The organism is Paenibacillus sp. LC231 (assembly GCF_001860525.1).
Classification (GTDB): domain Bacteria; phylum Bacillota; class Bacilli; order Paenibacillales; family Paenibacillaceae; genus Paenibacillus_AQ.
Map to the genome: position 1 here is coordinate 12,043 of NZ_JFOM01000021.1, position 22,789 is coordinate 34,831.

The following is a 22,789-nucleotide window of genomic DNA, read 5'->3' on the forward strand; positions in this document are numbered from 1 at the left end:
ATGTCTGTCCCTCGGTGTCATCGGGTGGTTCTTTGATGACTTGCCTAATTTCGCAGATCGCTCAAATCAAACTTCTATTGAAAGCGGTTACTAATTTTTCCAGCTCAACTATGTAGAGTTCAGTCCCCCCTTTCTACTCATGATGGAATCACTGTCCGAGCCCTCTACTACAGCCTCCTTTCATGAATTCATTCGAGTTCACATAAATATTCATATATTTGTATCATGGAACCTACACTATCGATTGAGAAGGGATACATTTCCATAAATACGGGATAAATTCTTGTAATTTTATATTCTGTTAATAAATTCAACCAGGATTGCATCTGTCAGGGCCTGCAATCTTTACAAATGGAAAAAGAGCCCTCCAAGGACTCTTTTTCTTTTATTTATGCAATGATATCCAACCGATTCATCGAATCGAACTTAAATGCTCGTGCTTTAATTTCCATATGCCCTCGGCACCGCGCACGAATACATTCGTAGCTCTCCCGCTTCCGGACGTAAATGTCCCCTGATGATAGCCCTCGAAGTGGTAGGTATAGACGCATACCGCCGTATGAGTATCACTCGCGATCCACTCTACATCCTCCGCCCGGTACACCTCATCCTGAATAACATGCCAAGCATGTTCGAAATAGGCCCGAATCTCATCCAACGTATGACAGCTCCGGTCCGAAAACCAATAGACCGCTTCTCCGTCGAGCAGCCGGGCTACATTGTCAAAATCATGGGTATTCGTGGCCGCTATGTATGCCTCAAGTGCCTTTTGATATGACATTGTTCCACACCTCCCATCTCTCAACTATTGCATGCCCAACAATCCAGTTCCATTGTTATCACAATTCCACTCATTCACATCCAGAATACCTTATTGTGAAGCCTGCATTCCATAAAAATTCTCCATTCTATGATGTGATTTTGCTTCTCACTTTATTTCAATTCTCATTTTGTATCATCCCTACAAAGCTACATCAATACCGATTTCGCCTTTGTTTATGATATTATATGGAGCAGCAGAATCTAGTACATTCAATATGCAAGTGCTCTTTTGGAACTTATTCAAAAATAGTGGGTGAACGCCAATGATGAGTATCGCGCAATTCGCAGCACGCACGGGCATGGTTCCCAGTGCCCTTCGCTTCTATGAATCCAAAGGCATTCTAGTTCCGGCTGAACGGCACGATAACGGTTACCGGTTCTATGGATACCATCAAATTCAGACAGCCAAACTTGTAAACAGTCTCCGTCAGTCGGGAATCAGTCTAGGGGATATTCGCTGTTTCCTGGAGGCCGATGAAAGTACGCGTATCCAGCTTCTTGAACGCTGGCGGCGGGACGCTGAAGCACGTCTACTTTCGGTTCAGATTGCGAGTCAATATCTAAATGGAATGGAATCGGATCATGGCAGTCTGCATCTCATCAATTGGGAAGAACCCTTAACCGTCATATGGCAGCCGTTTTTGGTAGACAAGCCAGTGAACTCCTACTCTCGAGTAATGAAACAAGCGGCTGCCAAACTCCGTGACCTCAACATTCGCACCCAAGGCTCCAGCTTGATCAAGGTGATAGATTCCCTCCCGCACGCGGTCCAGATTGAAGTCGGATATCAAGTCATAACGGAGTCCTCTCGGAAGCCACCCCCTCTCCCGACTTCTTCGGAAGCCTATCTGGAGACCATCCCTCCTACCTTGTTCATATCGGTGGATAGTTCATGGGAGGATACCTTCATCTGCATGCGAACGATCCGCTTTCTCCAGAAGTTCGGCTTCGAACCTGCGGGCAAGCGCCTGGAACGGCATTTTCCCGATTCTCCAATATTCGAAATCATGATTCCTGTAATGCAAACTCGCTTCACTTGACCTTCAAGTTACTTGAAGGTTTATACTAGGATTGTTCCATTTCCAAAACTTTCTTGTAGGAGGATCAAACGAATGGTTGGATTAAGGCTGGATGATTTTGATGGAGGTTTTATCGTGGCCCCCTGGGATCGATTCAAGGAACTCATCGATTGGTATAGCACACATTTGGATCTGAAAGTGACATACGAAGAGGATTACCCGGTCGAAAAAATGGCCACCCTTACTTTCCCGGCACTGGGATGCATACATATCAAGTCGGTGGAACATGATCACCCGCATTTTGCAGTAGACTGGGGACAGAACGGGAATGTTCGCTTCTGCTTCACCACAACGAATCTTGAAGCTGCACACGCCTATTTTCGCGAACGGAATATTCAAGTAACCGATGTGACCCAAGGTGCCTTTGACCGTTCCTTCGATTTCTTCGATCCGGTAGGCAACCGCTTAACGGCAATCGAACCGGAACCAGGTACGGAGGCATTGGTTGCTAAGGCACCGGACGCACGCTTTCCATTCCAAGCGATTCCCCGCTTTGGCGTAGACCGACTGGATGAAGCCATCGCTTGGTACGAGACCAATCTGGGCGGCAGGGTCGAACGGATCAGCGAGGACGGAACCTCCGCAACCGTTATCATCACTAACGAAGGCGCACCGGTCTATCTGGAAACCGTTCGGATGGACCGAACGAAGAGCGCGTTCACTATAGCTGCAAGGCCTTATTGGGTAATCCGGAAGAAGGCCGACTTTTTCGAGACCCATAAACGTTTGCAGGAACAAGGATGGAAGGTAACCGATTTTGCCGGAAATCCCAAGTTTCTTGTCCTGTTCCATACCTATGATCCATATGGCAACCAGATCAATGTCTGGTGTTACGAGGACTGTTAGTCATAAAAAAAGGATAATTTCACATATCCACGGGAATCCCTCATAATGACCATGACAGTTGAATGATCCAACAAGTTCTGACCGATCTTCATAATCGGATCCATTCATGAAAGGGCTGCGAGCATTCCAGCAGTTGATCGCAGCCTTTATATTGCAGTCGGGATTAATAGATCATTAAATTGTCCTTAACACTTGGTTTGAAAATTTGCCTTTCCTTCCAAAACGGCATTCAAGAATTTCTTCGATTTTTTCAATCGCTTCTGGATCTCTTCAATTTCTTTGATTTTTTGTTCAATCATTGCCGCCTTAGCCTCGTATGATAAGTTAAGTTGTTGATCTACCAACAAACTTAATTCTTCTATAGAAAAGTCTACGGATAAAAGTGCCTTCACATCATCTAGAAACTCTACAATGTCTTCAGAATAAACACGATAATTATTTGCATCTCTTTTAACATAGCTGTCCGGAATCAGGTTCTTACGTTCATAGAATCTCAATGTTGATATGGGCAGACCCGTTAATTTTGATACATCGTTTATTTTCATAATAGGACCTCTTTTATTTCTTGCTATAAACCTAGGTTCATAGTTCATAATACGAAATATGATAACGAATGACATGTACAAAGTCAAAAAATCTATGTTATCAAAAGGAGAGGTTCTATGTTTAACCATATTCAAAACAACGATTTCGCCAATATCGTTATGGGCCGACGTTCTGTTCGAAATTATGACGAGAACATTAAAATATCGAAAGAAGAGATAAGCGACATGATTTCGGAAGCCAGCTTGGCTCCATCCTCTGCAAATATGCAGCCTTGGCGTGTAATTGTGGTCGATACTCCAGAAGGAAAAGAAAAGCTAAGACCTCTTGTGAGGTTCAATACGTTACAGAATGATACTTCATCAGCCATGTTATTACTTTTTGGCGATTCCCAAAGCTATTTATATGCTGAAGAAATTTACAATACAGCTGTGGAACAAGGAAAAATGCCAGCTGAAGTACGAGATCGTCAACTCGAAACCATTCTATCCCTGTTTCCGACACTATCAAAAGAAATGAAAGTTGAAATTGCAAAAGTCGATAGCAGCCTCTTTGCCATGCAGTTCATGTTAGTAGCTCGTGCACACGGGTATGATACGAATCCAATGGCAGGCTTTGAAGCTGATCAGCTAGCAAAAGCATTCGATTTAGATGAAGAACGCTATGCTCCTGTCATGATCATCTCATTAGGGAAAGCCAAAGAAAATGGGCATGAGTCCGTTCGATTAAGCTCTGACAAGATTACATTTTGGAGGTAACCATTATCCGTAATCGATTCACCATCAATCAATAAGAAAAAGGCAGCCGATCATTGTGATCGGCTGCTTTGGCTTCGCATAACTAATATTTCATTCCATGAATTATATTTTATTTGTATAAATGATTTTGTCCACATCGTGTCTAACGGTTTTATGACCTTGTTTAATTCCTTTCCCAATGGCTATAAGCATCACATCTTCATACCTGTCAGAAATCTGTAAGGCCGACTTTAACTGTTCGGAATCATACCCGGACATGGTAATCGTATGAAGACCCGCCTCGTTCGCCAGTAAGACTAACGACATGGACGCCAGGCTTGCGTCTCTTACTAATTCGAGCTTTAAATCCTCTTTTGATTTATTTAGATAATATTGGATAGCCGCGTTGGCTAAATAGTCTCTTAATGTTACGTCAAAATAACCCTTTTGGAATCCATCTTCATGGATATTTATAATGTTTTCTTTTTCAAATGCTTGATAATCGCCCAGTACAACGATTAGTACGGAGGCTTCTACTACCTGTTGCTGATGAAAGGCAATGGGGAGTAACAAGTTTTTTAACTTCGGGTCGTCTATAACCAGGTACCGTGTCGCTTGAATATTGTTTCCGTTGGGCGATTGGCTGGCTCCTTCAATCAAAGCAGCCAACGTCTCCGATTCCACTTTATAATGGGGATCATAATGTCTGACAGAACGTCTTTGTTCCAATATCTCTCTCACACTCATTGTGCTCACTCACTCCAAATGTTTTATTTGCTTCACATTCCGATTATAATGGACCGTACAGTGGCAGAAAATAACGCACAATAAAGTGGGTTAGCCACCTTTATGTGCCTATTTAGGAGGAATCCATAATGAATGGTCTCAATACGGGAATCAATATTTTTATGAATACGGTAGGAGGAAAGTGGAAATGTTTAATCCTCTTTTTTCTGAGTCAAAAACCAAGGAGAACCAAGGATTTCTATCTGCTCATGCCAACCATAACGCAGAAAGTTTTAACCGAGCAATTAAAGCAGCTGGAAAGAGATGAGCTTGTCCGAAGAGAAGTATTTAAAGAAGTGCCGCCTAAGGTAGAATACAGTTTAACTGAGCTGGGCCAATCCTTCGTGCCTGTATTAAATACAATGTGTGAATGGGGCAACACCTACGCAACCGTACAAAACCTCGAAACAGAAGAACAAATCTGCTGCCAGCATAAATAGGCGGTCGTGCATATAAAGAGGCGTCGAAAAAAAACGAGCAGACGAATGATCGTCTGCTCGTTTTCTATATTAAACTCCTTCATCCGTCTCATTCTCCGGAGTCTGCTCGGGCTCTTCCAAAAGCGCGCTTTCGTCGGACAGCTCATACGAGACGCCATCCACAACAACCTTTTCGACTAGGGACACGTCAAGCGGCTTATCCAGCTTCACGGTAACCTGACTTGAGTAAGTCTGGTTTTCCTGAGCGTCACCAACGCTCTCCGATGACTGCCCATCTGCACCTTCAGCAGGATCAGACGAGTCTTCCCCTTCTGCTGTCCCAGTATTCGGGTCCGTTTGATTTTCCGTTGATTCAATCTCTGTTCCTGATGGATCGGCTTCCGCTTCGCCTGTAGTTTCATCCGCGCATACCCGCGTTAATTCAGGGCTGGCAGCTTCAAACAACGTGCTTGCATCCTTGCCTACAATCTGCAGCTCGTCCACATTGAAATCCCGGCAAGCTGCCGGCTGTTTAAAATGGAAACTCAGCTCGGTCTTGCCCTTCTGCTCGCCTTCCTCCACTACCGTCGCCGTCAGTAACGGCTTTTCAGGAACGGTATCGGAAGAAGCCGGAGGTGCGGTAACCGGAGGAGTAGTGACCGGATTCGGATCGGCACTGCCATCCGCAGGTCCCTTGCCGTTTTGGATCATCATGAAGACAGCGCCAGCAATAACGATCACCGCAAGCAAAGATGACGTGATTTTTACGAACCGCGAATGCTGTCGAATCCATCGCACCAACGGCGAAGCTAATTCGGCCCTAACCTTCGTATACACCGGTTTAAGGATTGGAGCAGGAGAATCGAAATACGTTTTCGCATATTCCTTATTCTTGAACGCTTCACGGTCATAGGTTTTGAAATAATCAACGATGGCGGTGGCATAAGCCGGAACAAGTCCCCGCGGTCTAACGAATACAGGTTGCTCGGCAGACCACTTCATATACTGGTATACCACTTCCGGACTGTTAACGTATCTGTGCAAATAATCAAGCAAGCCCCGATAGTCTACGGCACTGGAACGAATCTCCGTGCAAAAGGCTAGGGTAATGCTATCAAATCGGGGTGGCACCACATGGTTCTGCAGCCATTTCCGCATGATTTGCTGGGTTCGTTCCCGCTCCTCGGCTGACAGATCCTCCAGCACCTCCACTCTTGCTTCTTCTCGGCTGGACCATTGGTGAAGGGCCAGCATGACCGCGGCTTTGGACCGAATCCGGGAATCAAACCGCTCTACCCAGCCCTTGAACTCCTTCGGCATTTGCAGAAAGCCGATATCCAGCAGCTGTTTCTGGCTTAATTGCTCGGGCTCCAACTCACGCAAGAGGAAGAGGTTTGCCGCATATATCAACCGGTCTGCAAATGCAGTTCCGCCTTGGTAACGACCGATTCCCTTCTGAGGATGGTGCTCCAACGAATCCAATTGGTCCAGGACGGCGTTGACCGCTCTCACCGGATCCGAATCCTGCTTAAGCTTATCGACAAGCTGGGCTTCGGCTAACCTGATGTAATTCTCCTGTTCCAGCAGGAGCGGGTGGTTCCGAACCCACAAGCCGATCAGATCTACCAAGTCTGTAGGTGACGCCGCTTGCTGCATGCGTTTTTTCATGTACGGATCAAACATCAATGCCGGCAGTCCCGGACTCGTCAGCACCCTGGCGTAGAAGGCTCGGCTTAAGGCCGGGCTGCCCTCCAGCAAGTCGTAAATCGCCTCGGTCACATCCTGACGCCGCTTCGATAAGGCGTTATTTAATGAGCGGATAAAATATTCCACAATCAGATCATGGTGCTGCCGGGGATTGATGCCGTGATAATCCCTAACGAAACCGGCAATGGCTGCATCCGGAACATGTCCGCCTTTGACAAGCTCGAATTCCTGGGCAAACAGGGTGTGGAACAGCTGATCCAGCCGTCCCTTAGAAGCAAGGGCACCTGCCGGCTTCAAATACAGCAGAATTGCACGCAGAACGGCATGTTTATGCTCATGGTACAAGCCCTCTTGGCCTTCTTCAATCTGGAACAGCACACATAAATCATCGTAGCTGTCCAGCAAGATCCCCAGACCCGGCTCCATATCGGCAAGCATCTGCTCGGCGAAGGCAAAAAAGCGCTCGGAGCGATCCGGGTCCAATAGCGTTTCCCATGCAAAATCAAGATAAGGCTGCTCGGACCATTTCAGATCGGCATTGATGACCCTGCCGGCAGCGAGCTCAAACAAATAATCCTTCTCGATGCTGCGGTCGCTTAGACGCAGGCTGCCCTTCTCCACGAACATAAGGTGAAGTCCCTTCTTGCTCTGCGGCTCCTTGGCATAGGTTACGAATCCAAGCACCTGGCGCAGCGCATAGGGCAATCGGCCAAACAACACAAAGAGCAGCTGCTCCGCCTTCGCGGACAACTGTTCCACCGGGACATCCAGAACGATATATACCTTTTTCTTCCCGGCAGCCGCGGATATGCATGCATAGAGCAGCTGCTTGAATACCTTCTCGTCGATTCCAAGCTCCTGCAATAAGGCAGGCGCCTTCTTATAGGAAAAGGCGGCTTGAGAATCGGCCTCAACCGGAATGGCAGGAAGCTGCGGCAGGTCTACGCCTTCTTCGATATCGTAATGATCGGCGAATGAGGCCTGCAGCCAAGTCTGATAAGCGGAATGCTCATCTTCAAGGAAACCGTCGGGAATGACATAGTGATGCGTAAAAAAGGCACTGCGAAGTCCCGTAAAGTCCGCAGGCTGAAACACGCTGCGCCCCAGCACCGTTTCTCCTGTTTCCGTATGGAACAGATGAAGGGCGGCCGGATAAGCTGCCGCTTCCCTCTCGCTGCGTGCCGTCAGCTCGGCAGGAGCTTCGTATTGGCAAAAGGGATGCAGCACCTTTTTGATAAAGGAGGCCTCCAATCCGGACGAACGAGCCACTGTATCAAAGCCTTCGGCTGAACGGAATATGCCCCGGCGCTCCCGCGTGTACATTTGCTGTTGTATGGTTCGGGATGGGAAATCCGGCACTAGTCTTCCCTCCCCTGAATATACTTCAGCTTGTACAAAAGCCAGATGAACGGTTCATCCACCCGAATCGGGCTGACCACGCTCTGCAGCTTCTGGTCGACAGGGTTGCTGCCGAGAGCCGACACGGCAAAATATGCAGTATTCGAAAAGTATACATCCATCGTCCCCTTGAACGGACGGTCCACCTTCTCGATAAAACGGCGGATCTCGCCGTCAATATTTTCAAACTCGGTCAAATTCATATGCTTGCGGTGCACCACATTGTTAAAAATGTTGCTGTTCAGCTTCACATATTCGCCATCCTCATCCTTAAGCGCGTGAAGCATGTCGCTCTTGGTCAGCACGACGGCCGTTGGAATATCCGTCTTGCCCTTGTCCTCATAAGCGATGAAATCGCCGAACATCGTCAGCACGACATCCCGCGGCTCATCATACTGGGACACCCATTCACCGGGCTGGTCACCGAATTTCAGACGGATTTTCTCCCGGATGGAGCGGATTTGAAGCGGATCCACCATAAACAGAATACCCGCGGAATTCTTGATATGCTGTCCGTGAAGGCCCAAATAATCCTCGTCCACCATGCCCTCGCCCGCCACGTCAAAAAATACGAGCGTTAACGGCGGCTTGGACTCGTCCTTGAACACGAATTGGAAAATGAAGGGCTCCTGCATCTTCTCCTTCTGCGTAGACGCCAGCAAATCTCCCCGCTCAAATAACGGCTCCTCATAGCCGGTACGGAACTTGCGGCTGATCTCGGCATTCAGCGGCATGCAGGCCGCATCGAAATGATCTGCCGTCGTATGCTGCAGCGTATGAATGAGCGAAGTCATATAGACCGACTTACCCACTTGCGAAGCACCGATGATCGAGATAATGTTGCTTGGCACCTTCCCGGCGGTTACCGGAAGCTCATTGTGGCATTTCGGGCACAACCGTCTGCGCGTGACGACGCCGTAACGGTCATTCAATCCAACCAGTACGTGATCCGAATAAATGTGCTGCTCCTCCGGTATGTCGCTCGGACGGATAATCGCTTCGATATCATACACCGAATCCAGCCCAAAGCGTTCACGGTACCGATTCAGCTCATCATCTTCCCCAAGCGCATAGTCCTCGTCATCCTCTCGGTCGTGGGCAGCCCGGAAGACAACCTCCTTCGGAGCAAACTTACTGAAACAGTAAGGGCACACAATATCATAGAACAGCGGCCTTGGCTCCGGCTCCGGTTTTTTCTTGAATATATCAAAAATGCCCATCTTTCGTACCTCCCTCTGAACCCTATGAATTACACACTGATGCGTTCATCGTGGTTACTGTGTGTTCGATCTCTCTATCTATAAACGAGCTCATACCGTTGTCCATACTTCTTGCCATCCGTAAAAAACAAGCGAATATAATCGTTCTTGCCCACCTCGATCGCAGGCAATTCGTTGCGTCCCGCTGCAAAATCCGTAACGAAAGGGTACAAGATGCCGTCTTCCTTGTTAACCGGATAAGCCCCCTGCTTCTTTACATAACATAAAACGTCCTTGGGTACCGGCACTTCCGCCGTCACCTGAATTTCAATCGTCTTATAAGGCCGCAGCCAGCGGCTCTTTTCGCGGATGGAGTATGCCAGCATGGCTTTGCCGGTGCTGAACTGAATGCTGTTCGCTTCATCCGGCTGCCTGATTAAGGCCATCTCTCCGTCTTCGGAAGACATGGCATACACCGTGTACATAATCTGACCTATTCCGTCCACCCGATCACGATACCCATTGTTCGCCTTGTACTCGTCTCGGGTATACAGACGCAGGCTGCCAGACTCCAAAGCCCCAGCGGGCGGACGAAATCCATCATCCATCTCGCGGTGAATGTATACCGCCTGAAGACCTGGCGGCCAGCTCCAGCGGAGCGTACAGAAACCATCTTCCAACTGATAGCTTAGTCCCTGAATGACCCATTCTCCGGGCTCCGCATTTTTAAAACGCATATCGAACGCCCCCTGCTTTAAAATCCTCGGCTTGTTGAATCATTCGGCCGTTGTCCTCGTCCCGTTCGGCCCGGCCGCTGCTCATTACGAATGATCCTGCTGTTCTCCTTAACCGGGATCACCAACGTAAACAAGGCGATGACTCCTGCTAGGATGAAGCAGGCCAGCATACGAATGGAGGCATCCCCCACTTCTCCCCCGGATAGGCCATATTCCAGAACAACGCCTGCGAGCACGCCGGATACCGCTCCGCCGATGCTGAAGCTAAGCGCGAGATGGCGGTTATCAAACACAATCCCGAGGGCAAGGCCCATGGCAGCGCCAATGAGCAGCATCGCAGCGATTCTTACAATCTGATAATAAACGCTATCTTCCATAACACCCGTACGTTTCGTCAACAGGGAACGATCCCCGACATCGTCATAGATTTTCTGGAAAACAAAAGACAAATCTGCCGCGTTCTGCACATCGTAATATTGCCCGCCCGTTTCGGCGGCAATCGTCTGAAGCAGTTGGGCACCGTCCGGGTTAACAAGGCTGAGGCCAATCGTATTCACCGCGATTTGCTGCTGCTTGTAGTCCGCAAGCACACGCGCATGATCCGTTTCGCTAAAGCCGTCCGACAGCATAATGACCATGGCGGTTCGAGCGGCATCATGGCTCTCTTGGATATGCGTCATGGTATCCTCCAGCGCGAGACTGATGTCCGTGCCACCGTCGGTCGTTGCCAAACCGTCGATTTCCGCGATGATCTCATCCCTGGTTTCTTGGTTCTTCACACGCGTGAACGGCTGCAGTAACGTTGTTGCATGATCAAATACCATCACCGATACACGGTTATCCTCGTCCATGCGGTTGATCAGATTTTTGGCCGCCGTATATCGGTCCTGATTCGGGTCCGTCTCTTTCATGCTGCCTGAATTATCAATGATCAGCACGATGTCCTTCACGGGCTTGGCGCTGCCCGGGTTCAACTGATACACCCACTCAAACAGCATACCTAACAGGAACAGTGCCACCAAAGTGGATGGAATCAGCAGCTTCCATGATGTGCCTGTATATCGCTGTCTCCATGAGCTCCCATTCAAACGAGGGGAAATCAGTTCTGCGATGAAGCAGGCCAATCCGATGCACAAGGCCAAAATTCCGAAATAGATCCCTGTAACCACGATGACGGGAAGCCCTATCCCCCACTGGCGAAGCAAAAATTCCCCAATGGCAAATCCGATTCCCCCACCGACTAGACTAAACAGCAGCAGGAGAGGGTTTATTTTTCGTTGCACAATACACGCCTACTCTCTGTATCAGAATCTAAGAACGCTAGCGCAGCTCGGGAAGTTGCACCGGTTCCATTCCATGAAATTCATAACCGTTTGCCGTATAGGTCTCGTAGTAGGTTCTGCCATTCCGGTAGTACATCAGATCCTCCAAGTGGAAACCTCCCATCAGGTTCAGCTTCTCAACCCCGCTTGAGCGCTTCTCATGCACGATGCCAAGCTTGTACACCCGTAAAGCTTCATCGGCGTGGATCGCGTAACGGACGAATTCGCTGTCGGCATCGCCGAAGAAGTACTTCTCCTCATATCGATGCTCCTGCGTATAGTCAAGCAGTCTGACCAACGTAACGGAGCTCTCCTCCAGCATCCGGTAAAGCACCTTAAACAGATCTTCCTTGGCAAGCACCTGCTTGTTATTGTAGTCGATGGTTACGTTCGCCCGCCGCAGCAGTTCTTCCTCGAAGGTCTGCACGAACGGCTCTGCCGTCAATAGATCCCTCAGACAGACCCGGATCATTCTCGACAGGATCGGTTCGATCCCTTCAGGCGTAACGATGGAGAGATTGCCGACATACCGTTCCTCGAAGAATACACCCTGGCCGCGCTTGCTCTCCAATTCCAGCATCAGCTCTTCCGTGACCAGGCCATAATACTCCATCAGGTTCTGGCCGATATAATCATCTGCGGTACGGATGCTCGACTTGGCTGCTTCCAGCAATTCCGCTTCGAGCTGGTCCAGCATGTTCGCCTGCTGCTTGTACTCACGGTGAATCCGTTCGAGCTCCGTCTCATACAACCTGTAAAGCTCAAGCTCCGTTTCCAGCTGCAAAAGCTCATATTTGCGTCTATAAACCTCGCCCACGAAATATCGAATGAAATGGCGCACATTCTGCTTATCCCGAAAAGGAAGCTTCTTGAACGGCTGACTTTCCACGCTTTCCTCATAATAGCGGTTGAGTCCGTCCTGCTCGCTCTTCAGTTGGCTGCCGAGATCCCGGATTCGGGAACGAACCGCTTCAAGCAGTATCCCCTCTCCCGCCTTGTCGCTCGTCCACTTCACGATTTGATAACAACCGATTTGCGGATGATCCGCCAAGGTTCGACGAAGCGCACGTTGAAGCTCCTCAGAAGTACTCATATCTCTAAGCCTCTTTTGGACCTCCAGCTCGTAATTGCTGTGAAAAAATTGCCGGCAGCCATCCCCGAACAATGCCTCTTCTGCTTCACGAATGTTCATCCGCTTCAGCCCGGCATAACTGACGGGGTGTGACATCATACCCTTTAGCCCGTCCAGATGCTCCGGGTTGGGCAGCATTAAATCCGCTCTTGCCGATACGGCCTCCGGATTTAGACCAAAGTAGGTCCGGCATTCATGAACCTCCGGTTCGGGCCCGCCCTTCATGCGAAGAAGAAGTCCGCGGCACAGATGATAGAGCACCGTTAGCGCAATCGGCTCGTTTGGTCTCTTCACCCGGGCAAAGCCGGCGGAGACAAAACCTTGGCGGCCGGATTCGGTCATGATATTGCTTTTGAACGACGTATTGTTATAAATGCCTCTGATGCCGTCATAGGTTTCATCCTTCTGCTTCCGGTTCTTAAGCAAACCCAGATGGCAGATGATATCATAGATATCCTGCATGCCTGCGTATCCGGTTATGCCGCGTTCATTCTTATCGGACAGTACATAAACGAGATCAAACAGCGGCGAGGCCGGGTGAACGACCGGAATGGTCAGCCCATCCTCCGTGACCTGCAGCGGCGCGGAGAAGCTGTATTCCCGGCTCTGCATCAGCTCCAGCTCCCGCAGGAAGGCAACGCCCACAGAGCTCGCATAACCATAGGAATCAATCTGCTCCCTTTCATTAATGATCGCATACATATCCATTTGCACCGACTTGAATGACTGCTGGAAGATGGATGCGGCCAGTAATGAAATTTCCGGTATAAACACATTGAACGGGTCGTCGACCCGTGTAATGACAGACAGATGAATCCGGTCAAAGGATGAATAGCTGCGTCCATAGTCTGAAATGTGGTGGCTCAGCTTCCGAATCGCTTTATTCAACCCGGCCAGGTGGCGCTGGTCCCGATGGAAGCCCTGATACAGCTCCTTGCGTGCGGACTTGGATGAGCCGTCTGACGCTGGCAATTGCAGATGATACCGATGAAGGCGACCGGAGGAGTCGGAGCCTTTCGGCTCCCGATTTCCGCTCCGGTCCGTTCCCACATGAAAATAAACGACGCTTGCGCTGTTATCCCATTTGCGGTCATGAATTTCCATGATCGGTTCGATGGCGGACGCTGTCTTGTCGCCAATGAACAAGTATACCTCCGGGTAGTGGATGCTGCTCTGATCATCCTCCTTCAAGGTAAGCTGCTCTTCCGATTTGGCATAACCGGCAGCATACTGGCGAAGAATTTCCCTCATCGTCTATTTCAACCTTCTTCGGATGTCGTTTAATTTCGAAGATACCTGTCTGTAGAACTGGTATCGCTCTTCACCGTCCGCAAGCTCCACCTTCTCGTATTCGAGCCGGTCGCGCGTTTCCAGGAACCGCTCGGCCAATTCTTCCAGCTTCGTGAGCAGCGGCGTAATGTCCTCGGAAGCGGTCAGCTCCTGATCGCGGCGGGAGGATTTGCGAAGCAGCGTGCTTCGGCTTTTCTCATCCAGCTGACGGAAGTGCTTGTAGACTTCATACTCCACGTCGTTCACGCTTTTCAGCAGGTTGGCAAACGGCTCCCAGGAATCTTCCTCCGGATCGCGATCATAAACGAAGAGCGCACCCTTCTTGGTGATCGTCCCGGTGTACAACGCCTCGATGAATTGATCAAGCCATTTCTCTTCATTCTGATTGTCGCTGATCAAGAGCTCGAATTCCGTGATTTTGGCCGCGATGGCAGCATATTTCTTCAGCTCTTCCCGCACGATGCGGATCATTTCCGGCGAACGGATCAGATTCTCCTTGGCCATATCCTCGTTGATGCTGTTGAAAATATCCTTAGAGCCAACCCGCTCCAGCCCCTCGTTCAAGAGCCGCTTCAGCTCGGTCCATGCCCGCTTCACTTCCCCAAGATTAGGCTTGGGACTATCCAACTGCAAATCATAAGCGCGAAGCAGCTCGTTCAGATCAAATGGCTTCGTAAACACGACCGCATAGCGGCTGCTCGTATTCTGGTCAACATCCTTCTGGATGACGACCTTATACTCAAGCGCTTGGCTGAATTCGGACCGAACCCGGGCATTGTACTCCTGAACCCGCGGGTTGACGTAGGTATCCCCCCAGGATTTTTCGGGAATCGGCGACGGCAGGTACGTCCAATTGTTGCGGTCCGTCTGAACCAAGTGACGTCCGACGCCTTCCTTGTCCATGATCGTGCGTTCGTAGCTTTCCTCATAAACCTTAAGCGGCGTATAGACGAACAGCGGCACGCCGTTCTTCGTATTCAACCAGAAAATCCGGTTCTTCACTTCGCTCTCCTTCACGGTGAAGTGAGACTTCCCGACCGAATTGTTCTGATAATTGCGAATCCCCTTCAGAATGCTTGGTGCCTGTACCGGCACGGACACGAAGCCCCAGGAAGGGAAGTACAGATTGCCTGCGCTGTTGCTCAGATGGAAGACCGGCACGGCTTCGTCATCCAGCTTGCTGGCGATATTGCGCTCGACAAATTTTTCGATGGAATCCTCCTGCCCGAATTTCATGACGAGGAAATCCTCCATCGAGCGGGTGATCAGATCGCCGAATTTATCGGTAAGAAACTCCGAAATGGATCTGACGATATCGATCTCCTGCTCCCGCGTCCAACGATTGGCATGGCTCAGCAGCTCCTGCGCGAAATCGCGGATGAGATCGTCCACATCCTTCTGATCCATGATTTTGTTGATCACGTCGGAAATGTCGGGCACGCTGACCAGGTTCCAGTAATACGTTTTATTCCCTTTATGGTCCTGCTGCTCTTCCCCGTTGACGAGAATGTCGCCGTTCTTGGCGAAAATCGAATTCAATGCATTCAGAATTTCCGTATACACGCTGTAAATCCGGTTATTCTCCTGATTCAGCAGATCGTATAAATCCTCATAGAATTCAATCATCTGCTCGGTGCGTTCCACATCCGCTTCCAGCCAATATTCGTTGATTTTGGCTTCAATATAGATATTCTTCTTCTTATCCTTGGAGACAAAAGCGCTCTTCGCATCGCCCAGGCGTTCGATGGCCTGTTCCCTGGCCGACTCGATGTCACGGGGAATGCGGGTCAGATTCTCGCGCAGCGCCTCGATGTAGGACAGCAGCATCTTCAGCAGGCTGAAGCCCTTCTCCGTATAGATCAACCGGGACACATAGAACGGTCCTTGCTGCGGATGCAGGAACATGCGGCGGATTTGATCACTGAACTGAGCCACGATCTCGCCCGGCAGCTGCTTCTTCGCTTTGATATACTCCTCGCGGGCTCTCGCCAGGAAATTCTGCTCCAGCTCCGTGTCCATATTGATGACCTGGTTCTTCACAACGTTCGCGTAGCTGAGCCGTTCGCTATTCTGATACCCGGGGAGCGGCTCCGGCACGCGGGACTCGAAGTTCTTCGTCATCGAGTCCAGGTCGATGCCCAGCTTGCTTGCGAATTTCTCGACGTCCTCCTGGCTTGGCGCCTTCTCGAACATGGTTTGCATTTTGCCGAAAACGCGGTACGCGAGATAAGTGGTCATCTCTTCAATCGGTAGAACAGCTGAAGATGCGCCGATAATGTTGTAGTCGTAATTGGCAGGGTACGCCTTGTTCATCTGTGCGATATTGGTGCGGATGTTGCTGATATAGTCATGAATCGCAAACTCTTCGCCGGACTGTTTTTCCTCGCTGGCCATGAAGTTCGTGATGTTCTCAGCGGTAACGTTCATGCAGTAATCATAGGCGTTCTCCAGCAGTTTGCCTTCCGTATTCGTAGCGGAAATCAGATGGCAGAGATTAAACGGAGGCAGTGGAGAGTTCACATTCAGAATATTACCGTACTGCTGTTTGAAACGCTCGCCTCTGGCATCCACGTTCATCCAGTAATCGAGCTCTTTGAGTGCGGCGTAACCGTTCTTCTTGATGTATTCGCGCGTATGCTCGCTCAAGCTTTTGTTCGCCAGATTAATATCCGGCGTAAACAGATAGCCAAGGGTGTTCACGCGGTCAATGCCGGCAGAGCCGTGGTCGCGTTCGATAATGCCGCGGACGATATAGGCGATGTCCAAAAAGCAGCCGCTGCCCGTACCGCCGGATAGCCCCGTCAGCAGGAAAACCATCAGCTTTTTGTTCGTGCCGACCGACAGCGTCTTGATCTTCTTGTCGATCGCCTGCACCACTTGCGTAATCTTCGTGAACAGGAGCAAACGGCCCGCTTGGCGTACGCCTGCTGCCCCGTTCATACCATCGGTAATGCTCAGTTCTGGCGAAAGCCAATCTGTAATGTACGGCTCCAAGATGCTGCGGTTTTGGAGGAGGCCTCCAATCTCGGCATTGGAGAGAAGCACGAATTCATTGATCGGATCAAGCCCGATGCCTTTATAACGTTTATTCTTATCCTGTTCGTTGGTCTCAAAAGCCAGAAACTCCACGTTGTCCGGCTTGTCCATTCTCTTCTTGGACAACGGATCCTCCGGCAGCTTGAAGCGGCGGTTAATCTGATACTTCAGGCGCAGCAGCGCATCGATCCCCGTCCCTCCAAGTCCAATGATAAGGATCGGATTGTCGATAGTATCCACCCGTATTTTCTCGCTGACAATGCCGCCTCCGAGTGAAACGTCAAGCTGTTGTATATGTTCTCTTACTACCGGTTTCATAACTTCCCCTCCTGATAGGTCATGGCTTTAAGAGATTGTTCAAAAAGTCCGCTTTTGATAAGAAGTGAGTCAGGAAGCAGCCCTTTTTGAACACGCACTTTAAGCCAAATATTCAAATAATATCGTTTTGTCCGCCTGCTGCAGGGAAACTCTCAGCCGGTCTCCGTTCTTAAGCTCCGTGCCATTCGATGCATCCAGCGCGCGGCCGGATTTCTCAATCACGGCTGAAGAATTGTTCTTAAGTATGATGCGGTCGTTCTTGCCCGGCATGAACAGGATTTTCTCCGTTTCCTTCAGCTCCGGAGCAAGCTGCAGAAGCTGATGCAGATTGAACTTCCCTTTGAACGAAGTCAGCTTCTTGTATTGCGGGAATGTCTTCTCGCCGGTGTTCTCGTCCCTGATCTCGATCACGATCTGACCGACAAAGCCTTTGTTCGCTCTCTTAATCGCGCCGAGTATGAAATATGCAGCCGCTCCAACAAGGAGCAGCGCCGCGATGCCAATGATTACGGGCCATAATGGAAAAGGTTTCGCATCCTCGCCCGCAGTCATCTCCTTCCCACCGCTTCCGGAGCCCGCGGCTGCCGCTTTTGCACTTATCTTCACAGGCGCGCTTTCGCGGTAGAAGCTCTGCTCCTCCGCCCGTACTCTCAGCTCGTAGTCGTGCTTCTGGGGAAGCTTGTAATTCCCTTCAAAGCTGCCGCCTTTGTTCTCAAGTTCGACCTCTGACTCGTCCCCGGTATCCAGATCCTTAACCAACAGCTTGGCCGTCATATTGCCATACTGCTCCTGATCCTGCAGCTTCTGTCCATTGCTGACGAGATATGCCTTAATATCGATCGTATCTCCTGCCTTTACCTTTGAAGGTGGCGGAGGATCCATGGTCAGCTCCAGGTCGTAGTTGAATACGAGGTTAATGTCGATTTTGTCTTTCGATACGCCTTTCACCTGCAGCTTCCAATCGCCTTGCTGCGGCTTCAGCAGCTTGAGCAGCGAGTAGGAATTGGAAGTAGATCGCAGGACATTGCCCGAAGGAATAGTCTGCTCAGCGCCGGCAGGATCGACCAGCTTCACGTCGACCGGGCTTGAGGACATAATGGAAATGTTCGCCTCCAGCACGTTCGCATTCGGCACACGAACCGTAACTTCCTGATAGCTTCCATTGCCGGTAATCGACTGTACCGGAACGATCTTGAGCTGCTGGTGGCTGGCAAAAATCTCGCTTAATATTTGCGGAAGGTCATCCGCCGAACTGGTAGTGAAGGATTTGCCCCCCGTTTGGTTTGCCAATTCAGCCAACGTTTCTTTATTCAGCTTCCCGTCGGCATTCAGCCCGATCGTATAAATCGGGATGCCGCTTCCCTTGGCCTCCTTGACAGCTTGATCTAACTGGTCTGACGCTTCCTGGCTCGTCTTGCCTGTGTTTGGATCCAGGTCATTGTTACCGTCGGCCAAAACAACGATCATCGGCGCATGCGCCGGGTCCATTCCCTGCTTCAGCACTTTCACCGCTTCATCGAGACCTACTGATATATCGGTGTACGGGCCGCGATCAAGCTGATCGATAAACTCCTTCAGGTCCGTTTTATCCGCCTCCGACTGAATTTCAAGCAGGGCTTTCTCCCGCTGAATCCGATCGGTATAGGAAACGACGCCGACCTTGTCGCCGGTGGTGGCCAGCATATCGATAAACATCTTCATCGCTTCGCTGCTGATCCGCTCCGGATCACTGTTTTTCATCGAGTTGCTGGCATCCATCACCAGTACGGCATCAATCTTGGAGCCTTGCGAGGCAGCCATTGCCTGAGGCATGGTTCCTCCGCTCCAGGTCAAGATCAGCAGCATCGCTGCCATCAAAGAGAGCAGCCATTTATTTTTACGTAACATTGAATTACTCCTTCATCCATTTAGTCTAGCATCAGGTGGATGCCTCGGTTCGTTTGTCAGACCATGAGTCTAACTGTAGGCAATAAATCTTAAAATCACATGAAAAAAAGCTTAAAAACAATAACGGGAACATCCATTTCTCTGGTGTATTTATATAGAAAATACCATGCTAATCACTAAAATATACCAGCACTATGTCCATATGATATAATTATACCTGCCAAAGTTCAACATAATCAGTCGTACCACCCGGACTTAGGACACAAGCCTCACCCGCCATTTTCGAACAAATATGATGCCGAAAGGAATAGATATATGATTACATACGGATGTCTCGGGATTTTGTTTCTTTTTGTCATCATCAAGATCACGGCCTACTTCAAGCGTAAGAAGAACGCCCCGACACCGGAGCAGCTGCATCAGACTCTGCTTGAAGTTGCCAACTCACAGAGGGAACAGCATGGATAAGAAAAAACCCGTACAACTTCGCCCCTATAATAAAACGAGATATGTCTACCAAAAGTTAAGGGTTTGCAAACATTGCCACCATTTCACGATTCTTTGGGAAGACAGCTGCGCTCACTGTAAACGCAACGCCCTTGTTCCCGTTATGGAACTTGCAGAGAAAATGGCAAAGCGTTTCATGCAGAGTGACCGACTTCTCTTCTATATAATAGGGCTCTCTGCCGTGCTTCTTAGTCAGACCTTCTTGCAGATCGTGATCTCCTTTGCTTGTATGGTGGCCCTGCTTGTATGGTTATGGCTGATCCAGCGGCGAGTGCTGCATTCCGAGACCTTGCACGCTCTGGACAAGCTTATAAGAAGTCAGCGAAAACAGATTCTTGAAGGCCTTGACCTGAACAAAGCGACGGCTTCTGCCGCCATCAAGGAAGATGCCCAGCTAGGTTATGAAATCGTCAGGGAAATTGCCTTTTTGGTCCGAAATGACCGCATCCGTCTGCAGCAGATCGTTCTCCTTCAAAGCTTCAGCCTGCGCAAGGATATGGAGCTTGAGCTTGAGCCGCTGCTACTGGATGAGTTTGATCCGGACTTAGCCGCCTATATCGGTGAAATCGCCAAAATTAAACGCGAGTTGATTAACAGCAAAGCCATCCAATACCTGCTCGACCATGAATCCAACATTTTGCGGATGGAGCAAGGCAGGCAGATTATGATCGACGCCGCCGGGGCAGCGGTACGGAAGAAAAAATACATCGATACCTTCCCTGACTTCATTAGCCGCTATGCGGATGGTTTGCCGAGATATCGCTTCCTACGCTTGTATCAGATCGTACGCCGCAATCCCGGCTTGTCGTGGAACGGCCTGCGGGACCGGGTGTCGGCCATTTATAATGAACACTACCGCTCGGACCCTGATTTTCAAAAATGGGATTAGAGGGGCTATACCGTTATGACGATGAAAAACACGCTAACCCTGCGTAATTTGTATCTTTTTTTATGTATAGTCCTTCTGCTGCTGATCGGATATAAGGGAATTCATATCTATCAGAAAATCGAATCGATGGCGCAAGCAGAGCTATTGTATGCTCAGAAGAAGCTCGTTCAGGCAGAAGAGTGGTATCAGAAGGCGCGAAATAATCGCTCCCTTCTATATAAAGAAGAGCTGCTTGCCTCAAGACTACAAGAGCTTGAACCCATTACTTCCATGAAGCAGAGCCTTTCCTCGCTTGATCATCGATTGAATCGGGTCGGGGAAGCAGGCGATTTCTCCGGCTTCATGAACGTGTATGCCGAATTGCTTGACGCGGAGCAGAAGCTTGCCGGGCAACAAGGGGCTTATGCTTCCTACTACGATGAAATTTCTGCGTTCTACGGAATCCCCGACGATGTGAAACGGATATTCCTGCAGTTCATTCGTTTGTTTAACCGTCAGGCCGACGAGCTGCTTGAAGAGCAGCAGTATGACGACAACAGCTTCAAATGGAATTTGCTCCGCATTCCGGATTCATTCTACGGCGGGGAGAAGCAGAAGAATGACAAGCTGCTCCGTCTGTTCCAGCGTTATGACGAAATGGTTCTAACCCGTATGGCAGGAGCCGGACAGTATACCGACCTGCTAAGTTGGTCGCAATCCATGGGTTCCGAGTATGCCAACCGGTCGATATCGGCTGCCTGGTTGAACCGAAAGACTGATGAGCTTGTGTATACCATGCTGCAAAGGGATGTCCAGCGAGAGCGGCCCTCCGATTTTGCTTCGCACGCCATGGGGTATCGTGATTACCTGGAACGGAACGAGCGGAAGAACGCGGAAATCATGGCATATATTCAGAATCAGATCAATCGGTGGATCGCGGCTGCGGAAGGAATGGTAAAAGAGCAGAACCACGAGGAAGCGGTAGCACTCTATGAAGCGCTGTCGGGATACCAGGATATGAGCAGTAAACTGCAAGCTGCTAAACTGGCTTGGACCATTCACGATCCTCTTCGTTTGTTCAATATGGCTGGCATGAAGGGCAGCTTCAGCTACGTAAGCGGAGGCGGGAATCGCTTTGGAGGATTGGCCTATGCCATTGGAGTCGATGAGGGGAATATCATCTATTTAGCGGTCTTGAATGCCGATGAAACGGTGCAATTATTCCAAAACCATGATTACCCGTCCGACATCGCCATCCAACAGGTTTCAGTCGAGGAATCGCTTAGCACCGCGAAGAATCCGGTTATCCTAGTGGAGGGCGATGCAGGAACCGGTCTGATATTGTATTCAGGCTATGAAGCCAGTGATGCCAATCTGACGCCGCTGTTCCAGTTCACGGCCGAAGGCTACCAGGTCCAGCCAGATAAGTCTTTGCTGGTCACCAATCTGGAAGGAGCAAGCCCAGACGAGATCGCCATCTTCGAGCGTCAGGGAGACCAATACGGATTCACAGGATATCAGGTTCATTATACCGACATCGATATCGCTAATATCGAGAAGTATCCGAATGAGAAGGTTCGCTTCACTGTTAATATCCTGGAGGATGCCTATGCCGAAGTCGTTGCAGAACGCGATGGATACCATGTCATTTTAAGAGGAGCCCTGGATTTCACAGCGGGAAACGTGACCCTCATCGGGTCATTCAGCAGCGAGTATCAGCAGCTGGAGATCCCGGGAAGCCAGAGTTCCACTACTTCAAATCCCGTTGAACCGGAGACCGAGCAGGTTGACGGACACAATGGAGACACTATAGATGAAACCGAGAATCCAAGCGACGCCGTCACTATCGAGGATATCAATCCGGATGATGTCCAACAAGACCATAACGGAAGTAGTGACAGCACCGTATCCGGTCAGATCACCCAGGTGCCTGTCATTCAGGTGGAATCGATCGAGTAAGTATAACAAAAAGGCTACGTCCCTTATCTTCAGGGGCGCAGCCTTTCTGTTCTTCCGAAATCGTGAAATGTATTCAATTTCGCTGATGTGTGCAGACTGGTTCGTTAACACCGAGATCGGAATGCAGCAGGTTTTGATGACTTCTGAATAACCCACTGAACATGTATTCTCAAGTTCCATCGAAGTTAAAATTGCCT

Annotated in this window: 17 protein-coding genes; 7 read left to right on the plus strand and 10 right to left on the minus strand. The window is 49.7% G+C overall.

Annotated features, from left to right (window positions below; genetic code table 11):
- Positions 1–412: 412 nt before the first annotated feature.
- Positions 413–781: a YybH family protein gene (locus AK95_RS15715; protein ID WP_071220909.1), complete on the minus strand. Its 369-nt coding sequence runs from the start codon at positions 779–781 to the stop codon at positions 413–415.
- 304 nt (positions 782–1,085) lie between these two features.
- On the opposite strand from AK95_RS15715, the gene AK95_RS15720 reads away from it, so the two are divergent.
- Both AK95_RS15720 and AK95_RS15725 read left to right on the plus strand, forming a co-directional pair.
- Positions 1,086–1,862: a helix-turn-helix domain-containing protein gene (locus AK95_RS15720; RefSeq protein WP_083397644.1), complete on the plus strand. Its 777-nt coding sequence runs from the start codon at positions 1,086–1,088 to the stop codon at positions 1,860–1,862.
- 72 nt (positions 1,863–1,934) lie between these two features.
- The gene (locus AK95_RS15725) at positions 1,935–2,747 is read left to right on the plus strand and encodes a VOC family protein (protein WP_071220911.1); all 813 of its coding nucleotides are present in this window, start codon (positions 1,935–1,937) and stop codon (positions 2,745–2,747) included.
- A gap of 185 nt (positions 2,748–2,932) precedes the next feature.
- On the opposite strand, the gene AK95_RS15730 is transcribed toward AK95_RS15725, so the two are convergent.
- Positions 2,933–3,292, minus strand: a complete 360-nt coding sequence (locus AK95_RS15730; RefSeq protein WP_071220912.1) for a MerR family transcriptional regulator — start codon at positions 3,290–3,292, stop codon at positions 2,933–2,935.
- 117 nt (positions 3,293–3,409) lie between these two features.
- On the opposite strand from AK95_RS15730, the gene AK95_RS15735 reads away from it, so the two are divergent.
- Positions 3,410–4,048, plus strand: a complete 639-nt coding sequence (locus AK95_RS15735; RefSeq protein WP_071220913.1) for a nitroreductase family protein — start codon at positions 3,410–3,412, stop codon at positions 4,046–4,048.
- A gap of 102 nt (positions 4,049–4,150) precedes the next feature.
- On the opposite strand, the gene AK95_RS15740 is transcribed toward AK95_RS15735, so the two are convergent.
- Positions 4,151–4,774, minus strand: a complete 624-nt coding sequence (locus AK95_RS15740) for a nitroreductase family protein (protein ID WP_071220914.1) — start codon at positions 4,772–4,774, stop codon at positions 4,151–4,153.
- A 128-nt stretch (positions 4,775–4,902) separates the two neighbouring features.
- On the opposite strand from AK95_RS15740, the gene AK95_RS15745 reads away from it, so the two are divergent.
- A complete protein-coding gene (locus AK95_RS15745; RefSeq protein ID WP_071220915.1) occupies positions 4,903–5,253 on the plus strand; it encodes a winged helix-turn-helix transcriptional regulator in 351 nt (116 codons plus the stop codon).
- Positions 5,254–5,322: 69 nt separating this feature from the next.
- On the opposite strand, the gene AK95_RS15750 is transcribed toward AK95_RS15745, so the two are convergent.
- The 7 genes from AK95_RS15750 to AK95_RS15780 all read right to left on the minus strand — a co-directional run bounded on the left by AK95_RS15750 (position 5,323) and on the right by AK95_RS15780 (position 19,258).
- The gene (locus AK95_RS15750) at positions 5,323–8,298 is read right to left on the minus strand and encodes a GAP1-N2 domain-containing protein (RefSeq protein ID WP_071220916.1); all 2,976 of its coding nucleotides are present in this window, start codon (positions 8,296–8,298) and stop codon (positions 5,323–5,325) included.
- Positions 8,298–9,557, minus strand: a complete 1,260-nt coding sequence (locus tag AK95_RS15755; protein ID WP_071220917.1) for a hypothetical protein — start codon at positions 9,555–9,557, stop codon at positions 8,298–8,300. Before AK95_RS15755 ends, AK95_RS15750 begins: the two co-directional genes overlap by 1 nt.
- Positions 9,558–9,631: 74 nt before the next feature.
- Positions 9,632–10,273 carry a beta-mannanase gene (locus AK95_RS15760; protein WP_071220918.1) on the minus strand — a complete coding sequence of 214 codons (642 nt, stop codon included), beginning with the start codon at positions 10,271–10,273 and terminating at the stop codon, positions 9,632–9,634.
- Between the two features lie 17 nt (positions 10,274–10,290).
- Entirely contained in the window at positions 10,291–11,556 is a 1,266-nt protein-coding gene (locus AK95_RS15765) for a vWA domain-containing protein (RefSeq protein ID WP_071220919.1), read from the minus strand.
- A gap of 37 nt (positions 11,557–11,593) precedes the next feature.
- Positions 11,594–13,978 carry a transcription initiation factor TFIID gene (locus AK95_RS15770; RefSeq protein ID WP_071220920.1) on the minus strand — a complete coding sequence of 795 codons (2,385 nt, stop codon included), beginning with the start codon at positions 13,976–13,978 and terminating at the stop codon, positions 11,594–11,596.
- 3 nt (positions 13,979–13,981) lie between these two features.
- Entirely contained in the window at positions 13,982–17,371 is a 3,390-nt protein-coding gene (locus AK95_RS15775) for a tubulin-like doman-containing protein (protein ID WP_071220921.1), read from the minus strand.
- A gap of 99 nt (positions 17,372–17,470) precedes the next feature.
- The gene (locus AK95_RS15780) at positions 17,471–19,258 is read right to left on the minus strand and encodes a vWA domain-containing protein (protein WP_071220922.1); all 1,788 of its coding nucleotides are present in this window, start codon (positions 19,256–19,258) and stop codon (positions 17,471–17,473) included.
- 315 nt (positions 19,259–19,573) lie between these two features.
- Here AK95_RS15780 and AK95_RS34530 point away from each other — a divergent pair, with 315 nt between their 5' ends.
- The 3 genes from AK95_RS34530 (at position 19,574) to AK95_RS15790 (ending at position 22,592) form a co-directional block, all read left to right on the plus strand.
- Positions 19,574–19,726 (plus strand): hypothetical protein, encoded by a 153-nt coding sequence (locus AK95_RS34530; protein ID WP_164817485.1) that lies wholly within the window; start codon positions 19,574–19,576, stop codon positions 19,724–19,726.
- A gap of 160 nt (positions 19,727–19,886) precedes the next feature.
- Complete coding sequence (locus tag AK95_RS15785; RefSeq protein ID WP_235613131.1) at positions 19,887–20,654, plus strand: hypothetical protein; 768 nt, start codon at positions 19,887–19,889, stop codon at positions 20,652–20,654.
- Positions 20,655–20,669: 15 nt separating this feature from the next.
- The gene (locus AK95_RS15790; RefSeq protein ID WP_071220924.1) at positions 20,670–22,592 is read left to right on the plus strand and encodes a hypothetical protein; all 1,923 of its coding nucleotides are present in this window, start codon (positions 20,670–20,672) and stop codon (positions 22,590–22,592) included.
- The last annotated feature ends 197 nt before the right edge of the window (positions 22,593–22,789 follow it).

Bases quoted from the DNA above. Each gene is read 5' to 3' on its own strand.
- AK95_RS15715 (WP_071220909.1), bottom strand. From the start codon at position 781: ATGTCATATCAAAAGGCACTTGAGGCATACATAGCGGCCACGAATACC.
- AK95_RS15720 (WP_083397644.1), top strand. From the start codon at position 1,086: ATGATGAGTATCGCGCAATTCGCAGCACGCACGGGCATGGTTCCCAGT.
- AK95_RS15725 (WP_071220911.1), top strand. From the start codon at position 1,935: ATGGTTGGATTAAGGCTGGATGATTTTGATGGAGGTTTTATCGTGGCC.
- AK95_RS15730 (WP_071220912.1), bottom strand. From the start codon at position 3,292: ATGAAAATAAACGATGTATCAAAATTAACGGGTCTGCCCATATCAACA.
- AK95_RS15735 (WP_071220913.1), top strand. From the start codon at position 3,410: ATGTTTAACCATATTCAAAACAACGATTTCGCCAATATCGTTATGGGC.
- AK95_RS15740 (WP_071220914.1), bottom strand. From the start codon at position 4,774: ATGAGTGTGAGAGAGATATTGGAACAAAGACGTTCTGTCAGACATTAT.
- AK95_RS15745 (WP_071220915.1), top strand. From the start codon at position 4,903: ATGAATGGTCTCAATACGGGAATCAATATTTTTATGAATACGGTAGGA.
- AK95_RS15755 (WP_071220917.1), bottom strand. From the start codon at position 9,557: ATGGGCATTTTTGATATATTCAAGAAAAAACCGGAGCCGGAGCCAAGG.
- AK95_RS15760 (WP_071220918.1), bottom strand. From the start codon at position 10,273: ATGCGTTTTAAAAATGCGGAGCCCGGAGAATGGGTCATTCAGGGACTA.
- AK95_RS15770 (WP_071220920.1), bottom strand. From the start codon at position 13,978: ATGAGGGAAATTCTTCGCCAGTATGCTGCCGGTTATGCCAAATCGGAA.
- AK95_RS15775 (WP_071220921.1), bottom strand. From the start codon at position 17,371: ATGAAACCGGTAGTAAGAGAACATATACAACAGCTTGACGTTTCACTC.
- AK95_RS15780 (WP_071220922.1), bottom strand. From the start codon at position 19,258: ATGTTACGTAAAAATAAATGGCTGCTCTCTTTGATGGCAGCGATGCTG.
- AK95_RS34530 (WP_164817485.1), top strand. From the start codon at position 19,574: ATGATTACATACGGATGTCTCGGGATTTTGTTTCTTTTTGTCATCATC.
- AK95_RS15785 (WP_235613131.1), top strand. From the start codon at position 19,887: ATGGCAAAGCGTTTCATGCAGAGTGACCGACTTCTCTTCTATATAATA.
- AK95_RS15790 (WP_071220924.1), top strand. From the start codon at position 20,670: ATGACGATGAAAAACACGCTAACCCTGCGTAATTTGTATCTTTTTTTA.